Genomic DNA, 22,798 nt, shown 5'->3' with positions numbered 1-22,798 from the left:
AAGATGACCCAAACCGCGCCAATCGTCCTTGTTGTGGGCAGCCTGCATTACGACATCATGGTCGAGGCCGACCATTTGCCGCGCCGGGATGAAACCGCAGTAGGGTCGCGCTGGTATCCGAAATTCGGCGGCAAGGGCGGCAATCAGGCGGTGTCAGCGCAGGCACATGGCGCGCAGGCCCGCATGCTGGGCGCGCTGGGGGCGGATGATTTCGCAAGCTTCATGCGGGCGCGGCTGGAAACCTCGGGCGTGGATCATCGGTTTGTGACGACAAACGCTGCGGCCCCCACGGGGATGAGCGTGGCGATCATGGACGCACAGGGCGACTACGCCGCCACCATCGTCTCGGGCGCAAACCTGCATATCGCAACCGCCGCTCTGGACAGCGCCGATCTGTGGGCCAATGTCGGCCTGCTGGTGCTGCAAAGCGAAATCCCCGAACCGGTGAACCTTGCCGCCGCAACCGCCGCACGGGCGCGCGGCATCCGCTGCCTGCTGAATGCCGCCCCCGCCCGGGCCTTGTCGCCAGAATTTGCCCGGCTGGTCGATATTCTGGTGGTCAACGGGGTTGAGGCTGAGATGATGGGCGCAGGCGCAATCACCTCGCTGAAATCCGCAGCGGCAGCCGCCAAGAAGCTGGCCGATCGCTTTGAATCGGTGATCGTCACCGCAGGCGCGCTGGGGCTCGCTGCGTGGAGCGCCGAGGACGCGCATTTCTCGATGCCCGCCGAAAAAATCAAAGCCGTCAACTCGCACGGCGCAGGCGATGCGTTTATCGGCGCATTGGCGGCCTGTCTGGTCGGCGGTTTTGACTTTAAGCTTGCCTGTGCTGCCGCCTCACGCGCCGCCGCCGCCCATGTTGCAGGCCAGCCCGCCGCACCCATCGCGCGCTAAACGGCCCGCGCCAGCTTAACTCCCCGATCCAACCCGCCCACCCGCCGATTGGCCAAAGCCACCGCGCGACAATGCGGTAGAACGCGTCATCGGCGCTTGCCCCACAGTCGCGCTGGGGCGGGTGAATTGCGACGTGCCCAGCTTTGCAGAGCCTTTGTTGGTGGAAAACACGCTCGACCCCGAAGCATTGGTATACCCACCACTTGCAGTCTTGTACAAAGGCTGGCTCGCCGCAACGCCCGCACGATTGCTCAGCATATTGCCCATCAGATAGCCCAGCATCAGCGGCATAAAGATGCTGCCGGACCCACCCTGTTGCGCCCCGGCCTCTGACCCACAAGCGCCCTGCCCATGCTGTTCCTCGCACACCGCAAGACTGTCATAGCGCGGTGCCGCCTCAACATGCAAAGCCTCGGCCTCGGCAAAAGCCAGCTTGCAATCTTCCGCCGAGAACACACCCTGCGCCGCCGCCGCATCCGTGCAGCTTTTCAGATCGGGGAAAGCCGCCGCATCGACCTGCTCCTCCTGACATCCGGCAAGCGCGAAAGCGGCAGCCCCAAGGATCGCGATGGCGACACGGCTTGAACGTTTGGTCATGATTGCGTCACCTCTTGGTCCGAATGGTTGCAGGTCTCATACGACAATGTAATGCGGTTTGAAACGCGACAGATCCTGCGTGATCCGCGCACGGTCTTCGCGGATGCCAATGCCCGCGCAACTGTCGCCGACAATCCACGCGCCGATCACCGGATGAAATCCATCAAACTGCGGCAGCGGCGCATAGGCCTGCACCACGCGCGGATGCTCGGCATAGTCGGTGTTCTGCGCCTGCTCGATCAGCACCCCCTGCTCAAAGATCGAAACCGACGCCCCTTCACGCGACAGGATCGGTTTGGACACATGCCCCGCGCGCAACTGCTGCTCGGACCGCGCAAACGCCTTGGCAACCGCTGACGAGGCTGGTCCACGCCCGGCAATGGCATCGGCTATATCCTGTTCAAAGAACGCAGGCAGCAGATTCGGATGGCCCTCGAACATCTGCCAAAGCACGGGCAACAGGCCCTTGTTCGACAGCAACGCCTTCCAGGCCGGCTCCAGAAACAGGCAGTTGGATCGTGCAATATGGCTGGCGAACTCATCCCGGAACAGATCTTCCCACGGATACAGCTTGAACAACACGCCGATCACCCGGTCCTGATCGTCCAGAAACCGCCCGTCCTTGTTGACCGCAATCTTGTCAAGATCGCAGTAATGCGCCCCCAAACCGGCCTCGCGCGCAGCCCATCCCATCGCCTCGACAGTGGCATAATCTTCAGGATTGCCGCCGATGGCAGTGAAATGCAGATCACTGTCCGGCTCGAACAGATCGCGAAACCGCGCCACCAAGGCCTCATGGATGCCGTTGAACTGATCACAGCCCTCGGCCAAAACGCCGGTTGCAAGCTGATCTTCCAGCCATTGCCATTGAAAAGACGCGCTCTCATACAGCGAAGTCGGCGTATCTGCGTTGTATTCCAACAGCTTGGCCGGACCATTGCCATCATAGGCCAAATCAAACCGCCCGTAAATTTCCGGGTCATCCCGCCGCCAGCTTTCCGCAATCAGATCGCGATGCGCCTCGGGAACCGCCAGCCGATCCATCAACTCTTCACTGGCCACGATCTGCGCCACCGCATCCCGGCACATCGCATGCAAGGCGGTAGAGGGATCTTCAAGATCGGTCTCGATCTGCTCCAGCGAAAACGCATAGGCCGAGGTTTCGTCCCAATAGGGCTCGCCATACATATCGGCAAAGCTGAACCCCACCTCGCGCGCATGCTCGCGCCATCGCACTCGTTCCGGCAAAGCGATCTTCTTCATCCAGCGTCTCCCTGACCTTGCAGCGTGATGTAAGCATTGCCGCCCGCAGAAACCATATGGCGTGCCACTCCCAACACCTCAAATCGTGCCACCTCAAATCGTGCGGCGCACGCACACAGTCCTAGCTGCCTGACAGCGCGGATGCCTCCGGCGGGAGTATTTTAGAAAGAGCAAATCCCTTCAACTTGCTCTTTCTAAAATACTCCCGCCGGAGGCAAACCAAGCGCCCCCACCCCTCCCGCCGCCGCAGAACTGGCGCCAACCCGAACTGTCCCGGCGCAGGCCGGGGCGGTGAGATAAAAAGTGTGCGGCGCCAAGCCGCTCAATAAGATCAGGCGTCGTCCAACTCCCAGCCGTCGGGATAGAACTCGAACGGCAGCACGATCTCGGTCGCCGCACGCTCCCATTGCCAGACCGTTTCGGCATCAATCGCAATCGGCCCGATGCGCGCCTGCAACACATCGCCGGCGTGGCTGGTCTTGAAGCCCTTGGCCCGCAGAGCCTTTTCCACCGCGGCCCAGGCCGTATCGACCTCTTCGGCGACGAACTCATAGACCACCACCGCCGTTTTCGGCAGCTTCACACCCCGGCCAACCTTGGCGAAGGTTTCAAAGGTATCCGCCCGCTGTTCCTGAAAGTTATGCATGATCTGCTCCCTGCCTTCCCTGATCCCATTCGGCGCAACATCACAAAGCGAATCACGCACCGCTTGATATTGCCGCGCCCGCCTTGTATCTGCTGCGTTCAAGATTAGAACAGGGTCTGCGCAGATGTGCAGCCCCATGGGTGCTCAATTCGGGCGCTCAGTCGCCCTTATGAACCGGAGTTCACCATGTCCTGGACCGACGAGCGCGTCGAGACGCTCAAGAAAATGTGGGCCGAGGGCCAATCTGCCAGCCAGATCGCCAAGGAACTTGGCGGCGTCACCCGCAATGCGGTGATCGGCAAGGTGCATCGGCTTGGCCTGTCGAACCGCGTCGGCGGTGCTGCGAGCGAAGGCGAAGAGCCTGAGGTCGCGGTCAGCCCCGCCCCCACCGCGCCGCCGCGCCCTGAACCTGCGCCAAAGCCCTCGGTTGTCGAAGCCACCGTGCGTCCCGCGGCCGCCGAGCGCGTGGTGCCAGAGCCACGCCCGGCAGCCCCCGCACCCGCAGCGCCCTCGGCCAGCGTCACCACCTTGCCGATCCCGATGCGCAAGGCGATCATTCCCGCAGGCCAGCCGCTGCCGCCGCAGCCCTCTGCCAATGAAATCTCGCCCGAAGCGCTGGCTTCCGTGCGCGAAGTCGAAAAGCACGCCAAGCGGCTGTCGCTGATGGAACTGACCGAGCGCACCTGCAAATGGCCGATCGGCGATCCGGCAACCGAAGAATTCTGGTTCTGCGGCCTGCCCTCCGTGCCCGGCAAACCCTATTGCGAGGCGCATGTCGGCGTCGCTTTCCAACCGATGTCTGCCCGCCGCGACCGCCGCCGCTAAGGCAGCGCGACTTATCACCAAATGCAACAGGCGCGGGAACCTCCCGCGCCTGTTGCATTTTGCGCTGTGCGAGGCGGGTTTTATGCCGCCGCGCATGCGCCGCCCCCGCATGTGCTGCACTGCCCCCGCACCCCACGCCGCCCCGGACTTGATCCGGGGCCTCATGTGCTGCTCAAACGCGCGGGCTCAAGGCGGTCGCGGCACGGGGCATCGAGATCACGCGCACCGCATCGCCCGGATTGCGCCCGCTTCAATTCCCCCCGCCCAACAACTTCTGCAACGCCTTCTGCGCCTCTTGATCCATCGCCTCGTTCATCCGCCGCCGTGCGGCATCTTCCAAACTCTCGCCATCCTGCTGCACCACGCCCAACTCGTCCTCCAGCTTGGCACGCGCCTGCGCCTCCAGTTCGGCCCGCTTCGCTTCGGCCTGCGCCTTTAACGCCGCCTTCTGTTCGGCCAACTGCTCATCCGCCAGCGCCTGCATATCCAACGAGAATTTCGGGTTCGCCCAAGATCCCTTGATCAGCAGCGGCACCGTCAAACCACCCGCCCCGGTATCATCCGCCAAAGCCACAGCCTTGACCCGGTAGGTCAGATTGCGCGCGCCAAGGCCCACATCCCCCGCCCCCTGCGCGGTGATATAGGGCGATTTCAGCACCAGATCCTTGTTGCGCAACACCCCGCCCGCGATCGAGAAACTGCCCGCCACGCTGTCAAAAACCGTCTTTTGCCCGCTGCCCACGTAAGACATATCCAAGGTCCGCAGCATGCCCGCGACATCCAGCCCCAAAATCTCGCCATTGCTGAGGCTGACCGAACCCGATCCCTCCAGCCCCTGCATGATCGCATCCACCGACGCCCCCGATCCCAGAAACTTCACCCGCAGATCGCCCGTGCCCAGCAACCGCTGATAGCCGCCGAAATCCGCCAGCAGCGGCTGCAACGCCATGCCCGCAAACGACAGATCGCCGCCCACAGACAGCCCCTTGCGGCCATTGACCACGAACTGCCCCGAGATCACGCCCTCATAGGCCGAGACCTTGCGCAATTCGGCCACCAACCGCGACCGCTCGTTGGTCAGCACAATCTGCGACGGCCCAAACGTCACCATCCCCAGATCAAGGCTATCCGCCGTCAGGGCCACCACCGCATCCATGCCCGACAGCGCGCTGACATCAATCTTGTCCTTGGGCCAGCCCGCCGCCTGAGTGCCGCCCCCCGAGCCACCGCCCCGCCCGCCCGACACCGCCGCCAGATCCAAGGCCCCCGCCATCACCTTGGCCGACAGCTTCGGGCGCGCGCCATCCGTCGTGATATCCGCATCGACGCTCATCTTGTTGCCATCCAGCACCACCGTGCCGCCCCGCAGATGCACCGATGCCGTCGTGGTCAGCGTCACCGCCCCAGCCACCTGCACATCCGACGCCCCCAGCCCCGCAGGCAGCTTGGCAGGCGCCATCCCCGCCAAAGCCTGCACCGCCGCCAGATCGCCCAGATCAGCCGTCAGATCGCCATTGGCCTCCCCCTCGATGCCGACCTGCCCCTTGAAGCCAACCGCAGCCTCCCCCGCTGCCAGCGTCAGATCGCTGTCCACCAGCGTGCCATCCAGAAAATCCTGAAAGGCCGCAACCTTGCCCACCAGACGGAACGACTGCCCATTCATCACCGCCGCCATATCCAGACTGGCCGCCCCGGTATAATTCGGGATCGCCACCGTGGCCTCGATGCCGCCGATCTCATAGCGCACCCCCGCCGCATGATCGGCAAACACCAGCGCCCCACCAGACACCGCAGCCTTGTCCAAGGTGAACGGCTGCCCCACCCCCGGCGTCGCCGCCGACACCGTGCCGCCCGCGCCACCGCCGCCAAACACCCAGTTTTCCTCACCCGAGGCCGAGCGTTCCAGCACGATCCGCGGATTGACCGCCTCGATCCCGGTGATCTTCACATCGCCCGCAATCAGCGCCGCCAGATCCACCGCAATCGACAGCCCCTCGGCCTGCACCATCGGCCCCTCTTTCGACCAAGCCGCGTTGGAAATCGAAATCGGCCCGGTCTTCACCCCCAGCTGCGGCCAAAACGAAGGCCGCACCGCACCCGAGATCACCAATTCCCGCCCGGTCAGCGCGTTAAACCGCGCCACCGCGATCCCCGCGACCTTTTCCGCCGGGATCAGAAACACCGTTCCTGCCAGAACAATCACCAGTAAAACCAACGCGATAACCGAACGAATGACCCAGCGCATCTTGCCCTCACAACAACCCTTGGCCACGAGTCTACGCGCAAGCCCCACGCAAACAAGCCATCCGGGCAAAATGGGCAACTCCCCGCCAGTCACCAGCCTGTTACATTGCCCTGAAATACCCCGCCCAAAGCAGGAGCCCAGCATGACCAACACCCCCACCCCGCAAGCCCTCGACTGGCTGGAAGCCGAACTGACCGACGCCTTTGACGAGCAATACGAGATTGAGATGGAAGACGCCCAGCTGTCTCTCGAAATCTCCAAGATTTACAAAGACAAACACCCCGACGGCATCGACCGTCATGTCTATTTCCAATCGCTGATCCGCCTGCAATCCGAACTGATCAAGCTGCAAGACTGGGTGTCTTACCACAAGAAAAAGGTCGTCGTTCTGTTCGAGGGCCGCGATTCGGCGGGCAAAGGCGGCGTGATCAAACGCATCAGCCAGCGGCTTAACCCCCGCGTCGTGCGGGTGGTGGCCCTGCCCGCGCCCTCGGATCGAGAAAAGACCCAGTGGTATTTCCAACGCTACGTCCCCCACCTGCCCGCAGGCGGCGAAATCGTGCTGTTCGACCGCTCATGGTATAACCGCGCAGGCGTTGAGCGCGTGATGGGCTTTGCCAATGAAGATCAGGTCGAGCAATTCTTCCACGACGTGCCGGAATTTGAACGCATGCTGGTGCGTTCAGGGATTACCGTGATCAAATACTGGTTCTCGATCACCGACGAAGAACAGCAAATGCGGTTTCTGATGCGGATTCATGATCCGATGAAGCAGTGGAAACTCTCGCCGATGGATCTGCAATCGCGCGTGCGGTGGGAAGATTACACCAAGGCGAAAGAAGAGATGATGGCCCGCACCAACATCCCCGAAGCGCCGTGGTATATCGTTGAAGGCAACGATAAAAAACGCGCCCGCCTGAACTGCATCGACCATTTGCTGCAACAATTCCCCTACGAGCCGGTGCCGCACGACGACGTGACCCTGCCAAACCGCGTGTTCAACCCGCAATACGAACGCGCCGTGCTGCCGCCGGAACTGTATGTGCCGGGAAAATACTGACACCAGCCCCAATCCCCCGCCGCCCCGGACTTGATCCGGGGCCTCATGGCCTGAGCAGAGGCCCCGGATCAAGTCCGGGGCGGCGAGGCTCTTGATCAAATGCTTCAATATTTTGTCATCCGAACCGAAAGAAAACTCTGCAGGGCAGAGTTTTCCGGTTCATTGCGCGTAAGGCTGAAAGCCGTCGCGCAAGGGGTGTTCTGCAGCAAGCCAAACGCGAGCAATCGGGCCGCGCCTGTCTGGGCTGGCGCGGTAACGCGCCTGCCGAGGGCAGGCAGGCGCGGCCCGATTTGTCTGCGGCCAAATCGAGCAAGTGCTTGCACCTTGCCATCCCATCGGGTCTTTTGAAGGTCTCGTCATAAAGTGATCGTGATAGGAAGACTTCATAAAAGGAAAACCTTCGTTTGCGGATTGTGACTTGGAACTGCAATGGCGGGTTTTGGCGCAAGTATACCCATCTTGAACAATTTGCCGCCGATGTTTTGGTAATTCAGGAATGCAACGATCCCGCACAAAGCAAAGATAATGCTTATCGAAAATGGGCAGGCCAAAATTACGCTTGGATAGGCCATTCTGCCAATAAGGGGCTCGGAGTTTTCTCCAGAACCGACAGGGGACTGACAAAACTTGCCTCAGTTCAAAGCCAAAGGTTCTTTTTGCCGGTCCGAATTGGGGAAATCACAGTCTGCGGTGTGTGGGCGCATAAAGCACATGACGGAAGCCTGCACTACTGCGGCCAAACCCACAGCTATCTCTCGCCACCGCCCGATTGGCTTTCCGATCCGCTTTGCATTTTTCTCGGCGATATGAACAGCAGCGCGATCTGGGATCGTCCCAATCGGGTTTGGAACCACAGCGCTAGCGTTAAGATTTTGAACGAGAGCGGGCTGACCAGCGCCTACCACCATCAACACGCAGTCTTGCAAGGCGCTGAAATCCACCCAAGCTTTTACCTACACCGCAGCGGCCAAAAGCCATACCATATCGACTATATTTTTCATGGGCGCGGCTGGGCCACTCAACATTGTGAAATAGGGTCGCCTGATCAATGGCTTGAACATAGCGATCATATGCCGGTTGTCGCTGATCTGACACTGACTTGAGCACCCCACCTCGAAACCCCTTGCCGACCTCCTCCTATCTCCTTGAAATCCCACATCCGCCCCCCCTGTCCACGCGTGGACAGGCCCCCTACCACCGCGCAGCGTTTCCCTGTATACCCCTTCCCATGTCGCAAAATCCGCCCAATCTCCGCCCCGACCTCGCCCCGAAACCCAGTTTCAGCGAACCGATCAGACCCGGCCAGCCGACCATCGGCATGGTCTCCCTCGGCTGCCCGAAGGCCCTCGTGGACTCTGAGCGTATCCTCACCCGCCTGCGCGCCGAAGGCTACGCGATCAGCCCCGATTACAAGGGCGCCGATGCCGTCATCGTCAACACCTGCGGCTTTCTCGATTCAGCCAAGGCAGAATCCCTCGAGGCGATTGGTGAGGCCTTGCAAGAAAACGGCCGCGTCATCGTCACCGGCTGCCTCGGCGCGGAACCCGCCTATATCACCGGCGCGCATCCACGCGTGCTGGCGGTGACGGGCCCGCATCAATACGAAGCGGTCCTGGATGCCGTCCACAAAGCCGTGCCCGCCAAGCCCGATCCGTTCATTGACCTTTTGCCCGCCAGCGCCGTTTCCCTCACCCCGCGCCACTACAGCTACCTCAAGATTTCCGAGGGCTGTAACCACAAATGCAAATTCTGCATCATCCCCGACATGCGCGGCCTGCTGCAATCCCGCCCCGCCCATGCGATCCTGCGCGAGGCTGAAAAGCTGGTCGAGGCGGGCGTGCGCGAACTGCTGGTGATTTCGCAAGACACCTCGGCCTACGGCGTTGACCGCAAGCACGACCTTTCCCCGTGGAAAGGCGGCGAGGTGCGCGCTCATATCACCGACCTTGCCCGCGCGATGGGGCAGTTGGGGGGCGAGACAAAACCTTGGGTCCGCCTGCATTACGTCTATCCCTATCCGCATGTGCGCCAACTGATCCCGCTGATGGCCGAGGGGCTGATCCTGCCTTACCTCGACATCCCGTTCCAACATGCCGACCCGGGCGTCTTGAGGCGCATGGCCCGCCCTGCTGCCGCCGCCAAGACGCTGGATGAAATCGCGGCATGGCGCAGCGTTTGCCCCGATATCACCCTGCGCAGCACCTTCATCGTCGGCTATCCGGGCGAAACCGAGGCCGAATTCCAGACCCTGCTGGATTGGATGGACGAAGCACAACTCGACCGCGTCGGCTGTTTTCAGTATGAAAACGTCGCGGGCGCGCGCAGCAATGATCTGCCCGATCATGTCCCGGACGAGGTCAAGCAGGAACGCTGGGATCGCTTCATGGAAAAGGCGCAGGCCATTTCCGAGGCCAAGCTTGAAGCGAAAGTCGGTCACACCCTTCAGGTCATCGTCGATGAGGTTGACGACGAAGGGGCGACCTGCCGCACCATGGCCGATGCGCCTGAAATTGACGGCAATCTGTTCATCGACGAAGGGTTTGAGGGCCTTGCCCCCGGCGATATGGTGACGGTGACGGTGGAAGAAGCTGGCGAATATGATCTGTGGGGCAGCCGGGTCTGATCCCAAGCCGCCCCGGACTTGATCCGGGGCCTCGTGGTCGCCTAAGGCCCCGGATCAAGTCCGGGGCGGGTTAGGTCTGGGCGTCGATAGGTCTGCGGATTGCTGGCGCGCGGCCCTGCCAGCACCTCGGGCAAAATGCGCAAAATCTGTCCCAGCGGGGACAGACTTGTGTTTTTCTGCGATTTTTGCTGTGATTTCCACAACATCTTGTGGTCGGCCGCGCATTTGGCAAAAGTTGAACGCCAAATCGCAGCGCTTTCGCTGCATCATGCGCACCCCGCGCCGCATACTCCTTGCCAAGCAGGATACATGATGCGCCCCAGCAAAGACCTAGCCATTAAAGACCTGGCTATTTTCGCACAAGGTGGCGAGATAAGCCGCTAAGACAGATGGCCTTGCACAAAGACCACGATGTCACTGGCCGGACGCGCCCCTGCCAGTCGTGCCACCTCGCGGCCGCGCCGATACAGCACCAGCGCCGGAATCCCCTGTATCCGCGCCCGCTGCGCGATCTGCGGATTGTCTTCGGTGTTCAGCTTGGCCAGACGCGCGCGGCCCTGCAACACCTTGGCAGCCTTGACAAATTCTGGTGCCATCGCCCGGCATGGCCCACACCATGGCGCCCAGTAATCCACCAGCAGCGGCAAATCATCGCCCCGCGTCGCCTTGTCATGCGCGCTTGCATCCAACTCGATCACCAGGCCATCCGCCAGCGGATCGCCACAGGCCCCGCATTTCGGCCCCGCCGCCAGTCGATCCACCGCCACGCGGTTCATCTGGCCGCAGGTGGCACAACTCAGCTTGACCGCATCCGCCATGGCTTACAGCAAATCCTCTTCCTCGGCGGTTACATCAATACCCATCGCCTCTAGCCCGGCCTCAAGGTTCTCGGCAAGATCAGTCATGCCCAGCAGATATTCCGCCGTCGGGGCCGAAGCCTCAACCTCTGCCACCACCACGGCCTGGCCAAATTCATCGGATGAATACGTCCCACGCCCGACCCAAGCCAGCGCCGTCAGATGCGCGCGTTCATCGACGTTCATCGCCGCGAAAAGCCCGCGCAACTCGGCCTCAGCCGAAGCCGTGGTTTCGCGCGACAGAAAAATCACTTCCACCACTTTCGCCGGGGTAATTTCCAACATTTTCGTCTCCTGTATCTGTCGGGGTTAACCGCAAGCGCGGCGCAATGGTTCCCGACACCCGCCACGACTATGCCCTAAAGCAGCCAAACCGCCAAACCATAGCCGACCGAGCCTGCCAAAGTCGCCATCACCACCGAACGCGTCGACGCAAACACCGCCAGCACCGCCGCCGTGCCAAGCCCCAACGGCACCGGCACATCCGCCGTCAGCATCGGCAGCGCCGAGGCCACGAACAACGTCGCAATCGCCGCAGGCCCGGTCGAGGCCAGAAACCGTGCCAAAATCCCGTCGGGTTTGATCCCCGACAGATCGGCCTTGGTCGGGAAAAACCGGAACGCCCAAGTGCAGCCCCCGACGATCAACGCCAGCGCTAAAATCTCAAACCGCATCGCCGCGCCTCACCAAAAGCCCAGACACCGCACCCGCGATCATCCCGGCCAGAATCCCCGCCGTGCCAGACCAAGCCAGCGTCACCGCAACCGTCGCCACCATCGCCACCGCAATCACCGGCAGTTGCGCGCGCGACAGGATCGACAGCAGCAGCGCCAGAAACAGCGCAGGCAACATAAAGCCCAGCGCCGCATCAATCACCGGATAGTTCTGCAGCGCAGCCCCGCCCGCAAATGCCCCCAAAGCCGTGCCCGCCAGCCACGATCCATAGGCCGCAAGGCCCAACCCGAACATGAAGGCTTCCGAAAACGCCACCTTGCCCCGCGCCAAAGCCCCCAAGGCCGCGCCAAACACCTCATCCGTCAGGCCAAAGGCCCAAGCCCAAGCGTGCTTGGTGCGTGCCGCTGGCCCCACCCGCTTGATCAGTGCCGGGCCATACAACACATGGCGAATGTTCATCGCGACCAGCGTGAAGGCCGACACCAGCACTGGCGCGCCGCCCGTGATCAGCGCCAGCGCCAGAAACTGCGCCGCCCCCGCATAGATGATCAGCGACAGCCCAAAGGCCTCGGGTCCGGTCAGGCCAGCCCGCGTGGCCGCAACGCCAAAGGAAAACGCGATGGGGAAATAGCCCAAAGCGATGGGCAAGGCGGTGACAACGCCTGCGGTGAAGCTGGATTTGGGGAGACTGGATTTGGGGGGATCAACTTGCATGTCGCAGTGCTATGCGGTTCGGCGGATTTGGTCAACGTGTCGCTTTTTCAGGCGACCCGAGCGTGAAATCCCGGCGCATCCGCCTGCCATAAGGGCCCGATTTTCAAACCGCGATTTGCGCCACAGCACCCTTTGCTGAACGCCCAAAGGCTTGGGCCCAAAGGCCGGAAACCGCTGCCGCGCAGGCTGTTCTATCGGTTTGGGTCTTGGTGCCAAACAAATGGCCCCGCCCATCATGGGCGGGGCCAATTCTTAACATATCCTTAAATCGACACCCTTAAGGCGTTGATAACAAAGGATCCAAAACGGTCCCGAGTTGGGACCATCACTCTGCGGCCTCCATATAGCTTTCCAAGGGCGGGCAGATGCAGATCAGATTCCGGTCGCCATAGACGTTATCAACCCGGCCAATCGGCGGCCAATATTTATCCACCCGGAACGCCCCCGGCGGGAAGCACCCCTGCTCGCGCGGGTATTTCCGGGTCCAGTCGGCGACCAGATCTTCGACCGTATGCGGGGCAAAGCGCAGCGGGCTGTCCTCGGCTGTGATCTCACCATCCTCAACCGCTTTGATCTCGGCGCGGATCGCCAGCAACGCCGTGATAAAGCGGTCAATCTCGGCCTTGGTTTCCGATTCCGTAGGCTCCACCATCAAGGTGCCCGTCACTGGCCAAGACATGGTGGGGGCATGGAAGCCGTTATCAATCAGCCGTTTTGCGATGTCATCGACCGTAACGCCCACCTCGGCAAAGGGCCGGGTATCCAGAATACATTCATGCGCCACACGGCCTTTGTTGCCCATGAACAGGATCGGATAGGCCCCTTTCAGCCGTGCCGCGATATAATTGGCGTTCAAGATCGCCACCCGCGTCGCCTGCGTCAGCCCCTCACCGCCCATCATCAGACAATAGGCCCAAGAGATCAGCAGGATCGAGGCCGAGCCATAAGGTGCCGCCGAAACCGCGCCGTTACCCCCCGTCTCGGAATGGCCGGGCAGATAGGGCGCAAGATGGGCTTTCACGCCAATCGGCCCCATCCCCGGCCCGCCGCCGCCATGCGGGATCGCGAAGGTTTTGTGCAGGTTGAGGTGGCTGACATCCGAGCCGATCTCGCCGGGTTTGACCAACCCCACCAGCGCGTTCATATTGGCACCGTCGAGGTAGACCTGCCCGCCAAATTCATGGGTGATCTTGCAAATATCCCGCACGGTTTCTTCAAACACCCCATGCGTGCTGGGGTAAGTGATCATGCACGCTGCAAGGTTGCCGCCCGCTGCCGTCGCCTTGGCGCGGAAATCTTCGACATCGACATCGCCATTCGGCATGGCTTTGACGACCACAACCTCCATCCCCGCCATCTGCGCAGAGGCCGGGTTGGTGCCATGCGCCGAAACCGGGATCAGACAGATATTGCGATGGGCCTCACCGCGTGCGCGGTGGTAGGCCGCGATGGTCAGAAGGCCCGCATACTCGCCCTGCGCGCCCGAGTTGGGCTGCATGGAAAACGCGTCATAGCCGGTGATCTCGCACAGCTTGTGCGACAGATCTTCAATCGCCTCGCGATACCCCAACGCCTGATCGGCGGGAATGAACGGGTGCAGGCTGCCAAACTCGGGCCAGGTGATTGGCATCATTTCGGCCGCCGCGTTCAGCTTCATTGTGCAAGACCCCAAGGGGATCATCGCGCGATCCAAGGCCAGATCACGGTCGGACAGACGGCGCATGTAGCGCATCATCTCGGATTCCGCGCGGTTCATGTGGAACACCGGATGCGTCAGATAGTCGGTCTGCCGCAGCATATCTTCGGCAAAACCCAGCTCCGCCTTGGCGGGCGGCGCATCCTGAATCCCGAACGCCCGCAGCACGCGGCGCAGCACATCTTCGTTGCTGGTCTCGTCCAGCGAAATACCGACGTGATCGCGGCCCACCTTGCGGAAGTTCAGCCCCTCCAACCGCGCCGCCGCCAGAATCCCGGCCTGCCCCACGCCAACCTCAACGGTGATCGTGTCGAAAAACTGCTTTTGCGGCAGGCTGGCACCCGCATCGCGCAGCGCTTTCGCCAAGCGGACGGTCAAGGAATGGACACGTTCGGAAATCGCGCGCAGCCCCTTTGGCCCGTGGAACACCGCATACATGCTGGCCATCACGGCCAGCAAAGCCTGTGCCGTGCAGACGTTGCTGGTCGCCTTTTCGCGCCGGATATGCTGCTCGCGGGTTTGCAGGGACAGCCGGTAGGCCTTGTTGCCGTGGCTGTCGATCGACACCCCGACTATCCGCCCCGGCATCTGGCGTTTGTGTTCATCCTTGCAGGCGAAGAACGCGGCGTGCGGGCCGCCATAGCCCATCGGCACGCCAAAGCGCTGGCTTGACCCGACCGCAATATCCGCCCCCATCGCCCCCGGTTCGCGCAGCATGCACAGGGCCAGCAGATCGGTCGCCACCACAGCGACAGCCTTGGCCGCGTGCAGGGCGTCGATCCATGGGGTCAGATCGCGCACATGGCCCCAAGTGCCGGGATACTGGAAAATCGCGCCGAACACCGCGCCCGGCTGCATCGCATCAGGATCGCCGACGATCACCTCGATCCCCAAAGCCTGCGCGCGGGTCTGGATCACGCCGATGGTTTGCGGATGACAATTCTCATCGACAAAAAACGCCCGCGCCTTTGATTTGGCGACCCGCTCGGCCATCGTCATCGCTTCTGCCGCCGCCGTCGCCTCGTCCAAAAGCGAGGCATTGGCGAACGGCAACCCGGTCAGATCGGCGACCATGGTTTGATAGTTCAAAAGCGCCTCAAGCCGCCCCTGCGCGATCTCGGGCTGGTAGGGGGTGTAGGCCGTGTACCACGCCGGATTTTCCAGAATATTGCGCTGGATGGCGGGCGGTGTGACGGTGCCGTAATACCCCTGCCCGATCAGGCTGGTCATCACCTTGTTGCGTCCGGCCACCGCGCGCATCCGCGCCAAAAGGTCATGTTCCGACAGCGGCGCCCAACCCAACGGGATGCTTTGGCGGATCGAGGCGGGCACGGTTTCATCCATCAGCGCGTCAAGGCTGGCGACGCCGACCGCTTTCAACATCGCCTCCATCTCGGACGGCGAGGGGCCAATATGGCGGCGGTTGGCGAAATCGTAGGGGTTATAGTCAACGGGGGTAAAGGTCATCTGGCTGCCCTCAGGGTGCAAGAACCAACCCCCGACAATTCGGAGGCCAGAATTTTCACAGAAAATTCGCAGATTTAAGCGGCGGTCAGCCGATCAAATCGTTGTATTCATCTTCATCCATCAAGGCATCCAGCACCGACATATCGTCGATCCGGATCTTGAAAAACCATGCCGCTCCGGTCGGGTCTTCGTTCACCAAGGACGGGTTATCGACCAGCTTGGTGTTGATCTCGGTGATCTCGCCATCCAACGGCGCCAGAATATCCGACGCGGCTTTGACGCTTTCAATCACGCAAACCTCGTCACCCTCGGCGACCACGGTTTCGACCTCTGGAAGCTCGATAAACACCACATCGCCCAGCGCAGTGGCGGCATGTTCTGTGATGCCCACCACCACAACATCGCCCTCGACGCGCAGCCATTCGTGATCTTTGGTATATTTCATAGCAGACCTTTAGCGTTTGTAAGTGGTTGGATGGAAAGGCATATCAGCCACGGTGACGGGCAGGCGCTTGCCGCGCACTTCGCCCTCTAGCCCGGCGTCGGGGGTGGCAAAAGCGCGGGCCACATAGCCTATCGCAATCGGCCCGCCGACACTGGGACCAAAACCGCCCGAGGTGACTTCGCCCACAGGCGTGCCATCTGGGCTGAAAAGATCGGTATGCTCGCGCATTGGCGCGCGACCCTCGGGGCGCAAACCCACGCGCTTGCGATCGGGGCCATCCGCCAATTCCTGCAAGATACGCGCCGCACCGGGGAAGCCGCCCGCCCGCGCGCCACCCGCACGCCGCGCTTTCTGGATCGCCCATGTCAGCCCCGCCTCGACCGGGCTGGTGGTGGTGTCGATGTCATGGCCGTAAAGGCACAGCCCCGCCTCTAGCCGCAAGCTGTCGCGCGCGCCCAGACCAATCGGCATCACCTCGGGCTGATCCAGCAGCGCCTCGGCAAAGCCGCGCAATCTGGCATCCGGCACCGAAATCTCATACCCGTCCTCGCCGGTATAGCCCGAGCGCGAGATCCACAGATCCACACCCTGCCACGGCAGGATCGCCACATCCATGAACCGCATCGCAGCCACGCCGGGGATCAGACGCGCCAAAGCCGCCTCGGCCAGTGGCCCCTGCAGCGCCAGCAAGCCGCGATCCGTGACCGCGATCACCTCGGCATCGTCCGAAAGATGCGCCTGCATATGGGCAAGATCGGCGGATTTGCAGGCGGCATTGACCACGACGAAAATATGATCGCCGCGATTGGCGAACATCAGATCATCAAGGATGCCCCCGGTTTCGTTGGTAAACAGCCCATAGCGCTGACGCCCCTCGGCCACGCCCAGCACATCAACCGGCATCAGCGTCTCAAACGCCAGCGCCAAGGCTTCATAGCTGCCACGCGGGCGCAAGATCACCTGCCCCATATGGCTGACATCAAACAGACCAGCCGCGCTGCGGGTGTGCAGATGTTCCTTCATCACGCCTGCGGGATATTGCACTGGCATCTCATAGCCTGCGAACGGCACCATTTTGCCGCCCAAGCTGACATGCAGATCGTGCAACCCCAACCTAAACAATTCTTCGGCCAAAGCCGCCTCCATACCTGCCGGAAACGGAATCCGGCATCGATCAGGCGGGCCAATCCCCACCCCTCGATGCCCCCTCTGTCTATACCCGATTTGGGCGCCTGAGATCGTTATCCCTTCGGCGGGTGCTGCTGCACCACTCTCCAGAGTCTGTCTGTCAAGACGGTCCTTGAGCCTGAGAGTTTACCGGGGCGGTTGCTCCTTCGGCACCAGAAGTTTCCTGCTGGATTCTCCCGATCCTGACACCTTTAGCTAGCCCAGAGGCTGTGGCGCTTGCAAGTGAAAAGAATACGACGGTATGCGATGATTTTGCGACACGCTTAAATCCGCGCAGGCGTCGCCAAAATCACCCGGTAGGCCAGCCAGACGCCCAGCACGCCAAAGATCACCCCGCCGAACGCCTGCCCGATCAACACGCCAGACGCGCCCCAATACTGCGAAAACCACCATGCAAACGGCACCGTGCCAATGGTGTGACGGCCCCAGTTGATCAGGGTCGAGGTCAGCGGGCGGCCCAGATTGTTGCACGCCGCATTGGCCATGAAGATCGCGCCGTTAAAGAAAAACAACAGGCATAGCGGGCCGCAGAACAGATAAACCAGATCGCGCGTCACCCCTTGGGCGTGGAACAGATCCGCAATCGGCGCGCGCAGGGCGAACAGGATCACGGTGACGATCACCACAACGATAGCGGTAAAGACAAGACCATCAAGGAACGTCCGCCGCACCCGGTCCATCCGCCCTGCCCCGTAATTCTGGCCGATAATCGGGCCAATCGCGCCGGATAGCGCAAAAATCACCCCCAAAGCCACCGGGGTCAGCCGCCCCGCAATCGCCATCCCCGCCACCGCGGCCTCGCCATAGCCCGACACCATCCGCGTCACCATGGCTTGCCCCAAAGGCGTCGCCACTTGCGTCAGGATCGCAGGCCCGGCAATCGCCGAGATCGGTGCCAGATCGGCCTTCAGCCCCGCCACCGAGGGTCTGTCAAAGCCGCCATGATAGCGCAGGATCGGCTGCAACACCGTGGCCGCAATCACCAGCCGCGACACAACCGACGCAATCGCCGCCCCGGTCAGATCCAGATGCAGGCCGAAAATCAGGATCGGGTCCAAAATCGCATTGGCAAGCGCGCCCCAAAGCGTGCAGGCCATCGCCCGCCGGGCATCGCCATGGCTGCGCAGGATCGCGCCGCCGATCATCCCCACCATCAGAAACGGCTGCGCCGGGATCACGATGCGCAGAAAATGCACGGTCAGATCATGCGTGCGCCCCTCGGCCCCCAGCAGACTGACAATGCCGGGCAAAAACGCCCAGACCACGGCGGCAAACACAATGCCAAAGCCGATGCCAAGGATCATGCCATTGGTGGCCTTTTCACGCGCCAACACCAGATCGCGCTGCCCCACCGCCCGCGCCACCAAGGCCGAGACCGCAATCGACAGCCCGATGCCAAAAGAGGTGGTAAAGAACAGGATCGCCCCGGCATAGCCGACCGCTGCCGTCACATCCTCTTGATTCAACATGGAAATAAACACCATATTGATCAGATCGACGGCAAAGATCGCCATCAGCCCGACCGAATTGGTCAGCGACATCACCGTGATATGGCGGAAAAGATTGCCCTCGACGAATTTCGGCACTGACACGCCAGCACCTGTCACTTCTGTCTCTGCCATACACGCCCCACGCGGAAAGTGGCCCTTCCGTCGCCCTTTGCTGCAAGAATACTCGGAAAATCAGCGCATCATCGGCGCAGCGCCAGCTTTGCACCCAAGCCCGCAAAGGTTCAAGATGCGACGCAACCCGCCGCTAATCCTTCAGCACCGCCGCCAGCTCTGCCACATTGCGCGCGCCCATCTTGGCCATGACCCGACTGCGATGCACCTCGACCGTGCGCATCGCGATGCCCAGAATGTCGGCGATCTGCTTGTTCAACTGCCCCTGCAACATCAGCCGCATCACCTCGGCCTCGCGCACCGACAGCGCATCCAGACGCCGCTGAATATCCTGCCGCGCACCCGATTTCTGCATCTGTTCGGCATGTGCGGCGATGGCCTTCAGGGCCAGATCAACGATCTGATTGTCGTTGAACGGCTTTTCGACAAAATCAAACGCCCCGGCTTTCAGCGCCTGCACCGCAATCGGCACATCCGCATGTCCGGTCAGAAAGATCACCGGAGCCTCTGACCCCTGCGCGCGCAGCTGATCAAACACCTCTGGCCCCGACAAACCACCCATCCGCACATCCAGAATGATGCAGGCGGCACTGGGGTTCGCCTGCAAGAACGCCTCGCCCGAGGGCCAGACCTGCGCCGCGATCCCGCGCGATGCAAACAGGAATTGCAACGAATCCCTGATGGTTTCTTCATCATCCACGATATGCACAAGGCCCGTCTGCGCCACATCCCCCGAAGCAAAATCGCTCATGCCACCTCCTCTTGTGCAATGGCGGGAAGGACGACCGAAAAGATCGTGCCGCCGCCCGGGCGGGCGTGATGGGTCAGCTGACCGCGATGCAGCTCGATGATCGAGCGGCAAATGTTCAACCCCATCCCCATGCCTTCGGATTTGGTCGAGCTGAACGCATCAAACAAATGCCCGTCGATTTCAGGTGCAATGCCGCTGCCTTGGTCGGCAATCTCGATCACCGCCCCATTGCCCTTTGGCCGCAGCGAAACCGTCAGCTGATCGCCGTGGCGCTGGCTTTGCATCGCCTCGATGCCGTTGCGGATCAGGTTGATCAGCACCTGTTCCAGCAAGATACGGTCGGCGCGCAAGGTGCCGACCGGGGCGAGATCCGCGCTGATCTGCACTTGGTTCTCGCGCGCGGTGGCGGCCAGAAAGCCGATGGTTTCCCGAATAATATCAGAAAGTTGCACATCATCAAAACGCGGCTCGCGTTTCTTGACGAAATCCTGAATACCGCGAATGATCTGGCCCGCGCGGCGCGACTGCACCTGCATTTTCTCCAGCGCTTGGGTCAGCATCGCAGGATCACTCTGGCCGCGCTCCAACAAATTCAGACCGCCTGCGGCATAGCTTGCGATCGCCGACAGCGGCTGGTTCAGCTCGTGCGCCAATGTCGATGCCATCTCGCCCAAAGTCACCAAGCGCCCGGTGCGCGCCAGACTTTCATCCTGCGCCCGCGCCAGCTTTGCCGCGCGTTTGCTATCTGTGATGTCAATCACCGACCCCATCCAGCCGCGATGGGTGCCCTGAGCGTCGATCAACGGCGCTTCATAGACCTGCACGTCAATCGTGCTGCCATCGCTGCGGCGGAAATAGGTTTCAAACGCCTGCGCCTTGGCCCCGCCTTCCGCCAAGGCGCGGTGGCGTGCAAGGGTCGCGGTCAGCTGGTCCGGCGCCCAATACGGCATCGGCGCGTCATGACCGATCAGCGTCTCGGCAGGCCAGCCAACCAGATTGCAGAACGCCTGATTGACGTAAAGGATGCGGCCATTGTGGTCCTTGGCCCGCAAGCCCACCGTCAGACTGTCCTCCATCGAGCGGCGAAACGCCATCTCGCCGCGCAGGCGCAATTCGGCATGACGGCGGCGGGTGGCGTTGCGGTAAAGCGCCAGCAAGGCCAGAATGGCAAAGCCCGTCAGCCCCGCAATCGCCGCCAAAATCAAGGTGTTGGCAAAGGCAGCCGAGGGCGCATAAGGGCTGATTTGCAGCGTGGTGCCGCGCAGGGGCGGATCAAAACTGATGCTATGCGGGGTGGTGTTGCCATCAGGCGCACGCCGCGCGCGTTCGGCCAAAGTGGTGCCATCCGACGCCGCAAGCTGCACCGAATACTGTTCGGCAATCCACCACGGGATATGACGCTCCAACATCAGAGGCAGTGAAATCGTCACAGCGACCGCGCCGCCATCCTCTTGCGGGCGCATCGCAAAACTGACCCGCGCGCCCGCAATCTGGCCATAGATCGGGCGGCTTGACACCGTCTTGTTGCGCAGCAAGCGCTGGATCAACTCTGCATCCGATGGCGCGGAGCGGCCCGGCACCGCGCGGCTGATATTGCCCTGCGCATCATACCAGATCACCGACAGCACTTCGGGGTTGGCGGCGATATGCAGCCTTGCGCGGCTTTCAAGAATATCACCGCCCGAGGCCACGGCATCAGCTGGCGCGGGCCGCTGCGTGTTCAGCCCCTCCAACGCCATCCGCACCAGCATGTCCTCATCGACCGAAAGCTGAAACCGCAGCGTCTGCTCCACCCAAAGCGCATCGGTGGCCAGTTTGGTGCGGGCGCGATCCTCGTCGGTGCGGTTGACCAGCCAAACCAGCGCGCCCACAAGGATCAGCAGCGTGACGATGGCCACCAGCGGGATCAGCGACAACAGATCAACCCGGCGCGCAAGCGGCGTGGCCCCCAGCGTCCACGGATCAGCCGCAAGGCGGGCAGAGGCGCTGTTGTTTTGGCCTACGTCAGTGTGGCCCACCTCAGTCTGACCAGCACCGTTCTGGCCTCTCAGCGGCTTTGCTCCCCTTTGCAGCGCATCGTGTTGCATTGGCTTTTGCCGCCCTGACCTGGAACCCTGTTGCTCTGCACTATCACGAAAATCGGCAATGGTGCAAAGCCGCTATTGTTGGCATGATGCGGCCTGACCTGCCAAAAGGCGGCTTGGACCGGAGGCTGATATGCGCAACCCTTTCAAGATCTTGCTGTTGGCGGGGCTTGTGTCCTGCGGCATGGCGCAAGGAAATCTTGCCGGTGCAGCGCCGCTTGTGATCAAATTCAGCCATGTCGCAGCACCAGACACCCCCAAAGGCAAGGCGGCGCTCAAGTTTGAAGAACTCGCCGAGCGCTACAGCAACGGCGGCGTCGATGTGCAGGTCTATCCCAACAGCCAGCTTTACAAAGACAAGGAAGAACTCGACGCCCTGCAACTGGGGGCGGTGCAGATGCTGGCCCCGTCGCTGGCAAAATTCGCGCCGCTTGGCGTGCAGGATTTTGAGGTGTTCGACCTGCCCTTCATCTTCCCCAACTACGACGCTCTGCATGCCGTGACCCAAGGCGATCTGGGCCGGGCCATGCTGGCCAAGCTGCAAGACAAGGGCATCACGGGCCTTGCGTTCTGGGACAATGGCTTCAAGATCATGTCGGCAAACCGCCCGCTGTATCTGCCGAAAGATTTCATCGGCTTGCAGATGCGCGTCCAATCCTCGCGGGTGTCCGAGGCGCAAATGATCGCGCTTGGCGCGGTGCCACAGGCGATTGCGTTTTCGGAGGTCTATCAGGCGCTGCAAACTGGCGTGGTTGACGGTGCCGAGAACACGCCCTCGAACATGGCGACACAACGCATCACCCAAGTGCAGAAATACGCCACCGTCTCGAACCACGGCTATCTGGGCTATGCGGTGATCGTGAACCAGAAATTCTGGGATGACCTGCCCGCCGATCTGCGCGCGGCCCTAGAACAAGCGATGGCCGAGGCGACGGTGTACGCCAACGGCATCGCAAAAGGCGAAAACGAAGCCGCCTTGCAACGGATGAAAGCCGAAGGCCTGACCACGTTTCACGACCTTACCCCGGATGAGCTGACCGCATGGAAAGCCGCCCTCGCCCCCGTGGCAGATGCGATGGCCCCGCGCATCGGGGTCGAAACCCTTGCCGCCGTGCGCGCCGCAACCGCAGCCGCTGACTAAAGCCC

Annotated in this window: 20 protein-coding genes and 1 riboswitch; of the genes, 6 read left to right on the top strand and 14 right to left on the bottom strand. The window is 61.8% G+C overall.

What is annotated here, in order from left to right:
* Positions 1-3 precede the first annotated feature (3 nt).
* A complete protein-coding gene (locus QQJ98_RS08800; protein WP_284324965.1) occupies positions 4-894 on the top strand; it encodes a PfkB family carbohydrate kinase in 891 nt (296 codons plus the stop codon).
* Positions 895-909: 15 nt separating this feature from the next.
* Here the strand turns inward: QQJ98_RS08800 and QQJ98_RS08795 are convergent, their stop codons facing one another.
* The 3 genes from QQJ98_RS08795 to QQJ98_RS08785 form a co-directional block, all read right to left on the bottom strand.
* Complete coding sequence (locus QQJ98_RS08795) at positions 910-1,491, bottom strand: DUF1190 domain-containing protein (protein WP_284324964.1); 582 nt, start codon at positions 1,489-1,491, stop codon at positions 910-912.
* A gap of 36 nt (positions 1,492-1,527) precedes the next feature.
* Entirely contained in the window at positions 1,528-2,754 is a 1,227-nt protein-coding gene (locus QQJ98_RS08790) for a glutathionylspermidine synthase family protein (RefSeq protein WP_284324963.1), read from the bottom strand.
* 331 nt (positions 2,755-3,085) lie between these two features.
* Positions 3,086-3,400, bottom strand: coding sequence for a hypothetical protein (locus QQJ98_RS08785; protein WP_284324962.1), 315 nt, complete (start codon positions 3,398-3,400; stop codon positions 3,086-3,088).
* A gap of 186 nt (positions 3,401-3,586) precedes the next feature.
* Between QQJ98_RS08785 and QQJ98_RS08780 the strand changes: the two genes are divergently transcribed.
* The gene (locus QQJ98_RS08780; protein WP_284324961.1) at positions 3,587-4,225 is read left to right on the top strand and encodes a GcrA family cell cycle regulator; all 639 of its coding nucleotides are present in this window, start codon (positions 3,587-3,589) and stop codon (positions 4,223-4,225) included.
* 250 nt (positions 4,226-4,475) lie between these two features.
* Here QQJ98_RS08780 and QQJ98_RS08775 read toward each other — a convergent pair whose 3' ends face one another.
* The gene (locus QQJ98_RS08775; protein ID WP_284324960.1) at positions 4,476-6,470 is read right to left on the bottom strand and encodes an AsmA family protein; all 1,995 of its coding nucleotides are present in this window, start codon (positions 6,468-6,470) and stop codon (positions 4,476-4,478) included.
* 142 nt (positions 6,471-6,612) lie between these two features.
* Between QQJ98_RS08775 and ppk2 the strand changes: the two genes are divergently transcribed.
* The 3 genes from ppk2 (at position 6,613) to rimO (ending at position 10,153) form a co-directional block, all read left to right on the top strand.
* The gene (ppk2, locus tag QQJ98_RS08770) at positions 6,613-7,530 is read left to right on the top strand and encodes a polyphosphate kinase 2 (RefSeq protein ID WP_284324959.1); all 918 of its coding nucleotides are present in this window, start codon (positions 6,613-6,615) and stop codon (positions 7,528-7,530) included.
* A 413-nt stretch (positions 7,531-7,943) separates the two neighbouring features.
* Complete coding sequence (locus QQJ98_RS08765) at positions 7,944-8,633, top strand: endonuclease/exonuclease/phosphatase family protein (protein WP_284325569.1); 690 nt, start codon at positions 7,944-7,946, stop codon at positions 8,631-8,633.
* Between the two features lie 125 nt (positions 8,634-8,758).
* Complete coding sequence (gene rimO / locus QQJ98_RS08760) at positions 8,759-10,153, top strand: 30S ribosomal protein S12 methylthiotransferase RimO (RefSeq protein WP_284324958.1); 1,395 nt, start codon at positions 8,759-8,761, stop codon at positions 10,151-10,153.
* A gap of 380 nt (positions 10,154-10,533) precedes the next feature.
* Here rimO and trxC read toward each other — a convergent pair whose 3' ends face one another.
* The 10 genes from trxC to QQJ98_RS08710 all read right to left on the bottom strand — a co-directional run bounded on the left by trxC (position 10,534) and on the right by QQJ98_RS08710 (position 21,655).
* Positions 10,534-10,971, bottom strand: coding sequence for a thioredoxin TrxC (gene trxC, locus QQJ98_RS08755; protein WP_284324957.1), 438 nt, complete (start codon positions 10,969-10,971; stop codon positions 10,534-10,536).
* A gap of 3 nt (positions 10,972-10,974) precedes the next feature.
* The gene (locus QQJ98_RS08750) at positions 10,975-11,295 is read right to left on the bottom strand and encodes a DUF3775 domain-containing protein (RefSeq protein WP_284324956.1); all 321 of its coding nucleotides are present in this window, start codon (positions 11,293-11,295) and stop codon (positions 10,975-10,977) included.
* A 74-nt stretch (positions 11,296-11,369) separates the two neighbouring features.
* On the bottom strand, positions 11,370-11,684 hold the full coding sequence (locus tag QQJ98_RS08745) for an AzlD domain-containing protein (RefSeq protein WP_284324955.1): 315 nt from the start codon (positions 11,682-11,684) through the stop codon (positions 11,370-11,372).
* A complete protein-coding gene (locus QQJ98_RS08740) occupies positions 11,674-12,399 on the bottom strand; it encodes an AzlC family ABC transporter permease (RefSeq protein WP_284324954.1) in 726 nt (241 codons plus the stop codon). The genes QQJ98_RS08745 and QQJ98_RS08740 overlap by 11 nt, the downstream gene beginning before the upstream one ends.
* 325 nt (positions 12,400-12,724) lie before the next feature.
* Entirely contained in the window at positions 12,725-15,562 is a 2,838-nt protein-coding gene (gcvP, locus tag QQJ98_RS08735; RefSeq protein WP_284324953.1) for an aminomethyl-transferring glycine dehydrogenase, read from the bottom strand.
* An 85-nt stretch (positions 15,563-15,647) separates the two neighbouring features.
* On the bottom strand, positions 15,648-16,007 hold the full coding sequence (gene gcvH / locus QQJ98_RS08730; protein ID WP_284324952.1) for a glycine cleavage system protein GcvH: 360 nt from the start codon (positions 16,005-16,007) through the stop codon (positions 15,648-15,650).
* 9 nt (positions 16,008-16,016) lie between these two features.
* Positions 16,017-17,153, bottom strand: coding sequence for a glycine cleavage system aminomethyltransferase GcvT (gcvT, locus tag QQJ98_RS08725; RefSeq protein ID WP_431307810.1), 1,137 nt, complete (start codon positions 17,151-17,153; stop codon positions 16,017-16,019).
* Positions 17,154-17,292: 139 nt separating this feature from the next.
* A riboswitch (glycine riboswitch) is annotated at positions 17,293-17,384 on the bottom strand.
* 74 nt (positions 17,385-17,458) lie between these two features.
* Positions 17,459-18,817: an MATE family efflux transporter gene (locus QQJ98_RS08720; RefSeq protein WP_284324950.1), complete on the bottom strand. Its 1,359-nt coding sequence runs from the start codon at positions 18,815-18,817 to the stop codon at positions 17,459-17,461.
* A 133-nt stretch (positions 18,818-18,950) separates the two neighbouring features.
* Positions 18,951-19,568 (bottom strand): response regulator transcription factor, encoded by a 618-nt coding sequence (locus QQJ98_RS08715; protein ID WP_284324949.1) that lies wholly within the window; start codon positions 19,566-19,568, stop codon positions 18,951-18,953.
* Positions 19,565-21,655, bottom strand: coding sequence for a PAS domain S-box protein (locus QQJ98_RS08710; RefSeq protein WP_284324948.1), 2,091 nt, complete (start codon positions 21,653-21,655; stop codon positions 19,565-19,567). The genes QQJ98_RS08715 and QQJ98_RS08710 overlap by 4 nt, the downstream gene beginning before the upstream one ends.
* Before the next feature lie 181 nt (positions 21,656-21,836).
* On the opposite strand from QQJ98_RS08710, the gene QQJ98_RS08705 reads away from it, so the two are divergent.
* Positions 21,837-22,793 (top strand): TRAP transporter substrate-binding protein, encoded by a 957-nt coding sequence (locus QQJ98_RS08705; RefSeq protein ID WP_348523134.1) that lies wholly within the window; start codon positions 21,837-21,839, stop codon positions 22,791-22,793.
* Positions 22,794-22,798 lie beyond the last annotated feature (5 nt).

Origin of the sequence: Cypionkella aquatica, from assembly GCF_030161095.1 — a bacterium.
In the GTDB taxonomy this organism is placed as follows: Bacteria; Pseudomonadota; Alphaproteobacteria; order Rhodobacterales; family Rhodobacteraceae; genus Cypionkella; species Cypionkella aquatica.
The sequence above is the reverse complement of the archived record's forward strand: the minus strand, read 5'-3'. Positions and strand labels throughout refer to the sequence as shown.

Coding starts and splice junctions, on each gene's coding strand:
- QQJ98_RS08800 (WP_284324965.1), top strand. CDS start 4: ATGACCCAAACCGCGCCAATCGTCCTTGTTGTGGGCAGCCTGCATTAC.
- QQJ98_RS08795 (WP_284324964.1), bottom strand. CDS start 1,491: ATGACCAAACGTTCAAGCCGTGTCGCCATCGCGATCCTTGGGGCTGCC.
- QQJ98_RS08790 (WP_284324963.1), bottom strand. CDS start 2,754: ATGAAGAAGATCGCTTTGCCGGAACGAGTGCGATGGCGCGAGCATGCG.
- QQJ98_RS08785 (WP_284324962.1), bottom strand. CDS start 3,400: ATGCATAACTTTCAGGAACAGCGGGCGGATACCTTTGAAACCTTCGCC.
- QQJ98_RS08780 (WP_284324961.1), top strand. CDS start 3,587: ATGTCCTGGACCGACGAGCGCGTCGAGACGCTCAAGAAAATGTGGGCC.
- QQJ98_RS08775 (WP_284324960.1), bottom strand. CDS start 6,470: ATGCGCTGGGTCATTCGTTCGGTTATCGCGTTGGTTTTACTGGTGATT.
- ppk2 (WP_284324959.1), top strand. CDS start 6,613: ATGACCAACACCCCCACCCCGCAAGCCCTCGACTGGCTGGAAGCCGAA.
- rimO (WP_284324958.1), top strand. CDS start 8,759: ATGTCGCAAAATCCGCCCAATCTCCGCCCCGACCTCGCCCCGAAACCC.
- trxC (WP_284324957.1), bottom strand. CDS start 10,971: ATGGCGGATGCGGTCAAGCTGAGTTGTGCCACCTGCGGCCAGATGAAC.
- QQJ98_RS08750 (WP_284324956.1), bottom strand. CDS start 11,295: ATGTTGGAAATTACCCCGGCGAAAGTGGTGGAAGTGATTTTTCTGTCG.
- QQJ98_RS08745 (WP_284324955.1), bottom strand. CDS start 11,684: ATGCGGTTTGAGATTTTAGCGCTGGCGTTGATCGTCGGGGGCTGCACT.
- QQJ98_RS08740 (WP_284324954.1), bottom strand. CDS start 12,399: ATGCAAGTTGATCCCCCCAAATCCAGTCTCCCCAAATCCAGCTTCACC.
- gcvP (WP_284324953.1), bottom strand. CDS start 15,562: ATGACCTTTACCCCCGTTGACTATAACCCCTACGATTTCGCCAACCGC.
- gcvH (WP_284324952.1), bottom strand. CDS start 16,007: ATGAAATATACCAAAGATCACGAATGGCTGCGCGTCGAGGGCGATGTT.
- gcvT (WP_431307810.1), bottom strand. CDS start 17,153: ATGGAGGCGGCTTTGGCCGAAGAATTGTTTAGGTTGGGGTTGCACGAT.
- QQJ98_RS08720 (WP_284324950.1), bottom strand. CDS start 18,817: ATGGCAGAGACAGAAGTGACAGGTGCTGGCGTGTCAGTGCCGAAATTC.
- QQJ98_RS08715 (WP_284324949.1), bottom strand. CDS start 19,568: ATGAGCGATTTTGCTTCGGGGGATGTGGCGCAGACGGGCCTTGTGCAT.
- QQJ98_RS08710 (WP_284324948.1), bottom strand. CDS start 21,655: ATGCAACACGATGCGCTGCAAAGGGGAGCAAAGCCGCTGAGAGGCCAG.
- QQJ98_RS08705 (WP_348523134.1), top strand. CDS start 21,837: ATGGCGCAAGGAAATCTTGCCGGTGCAGCGCCGCTTGTGATCAAATTC.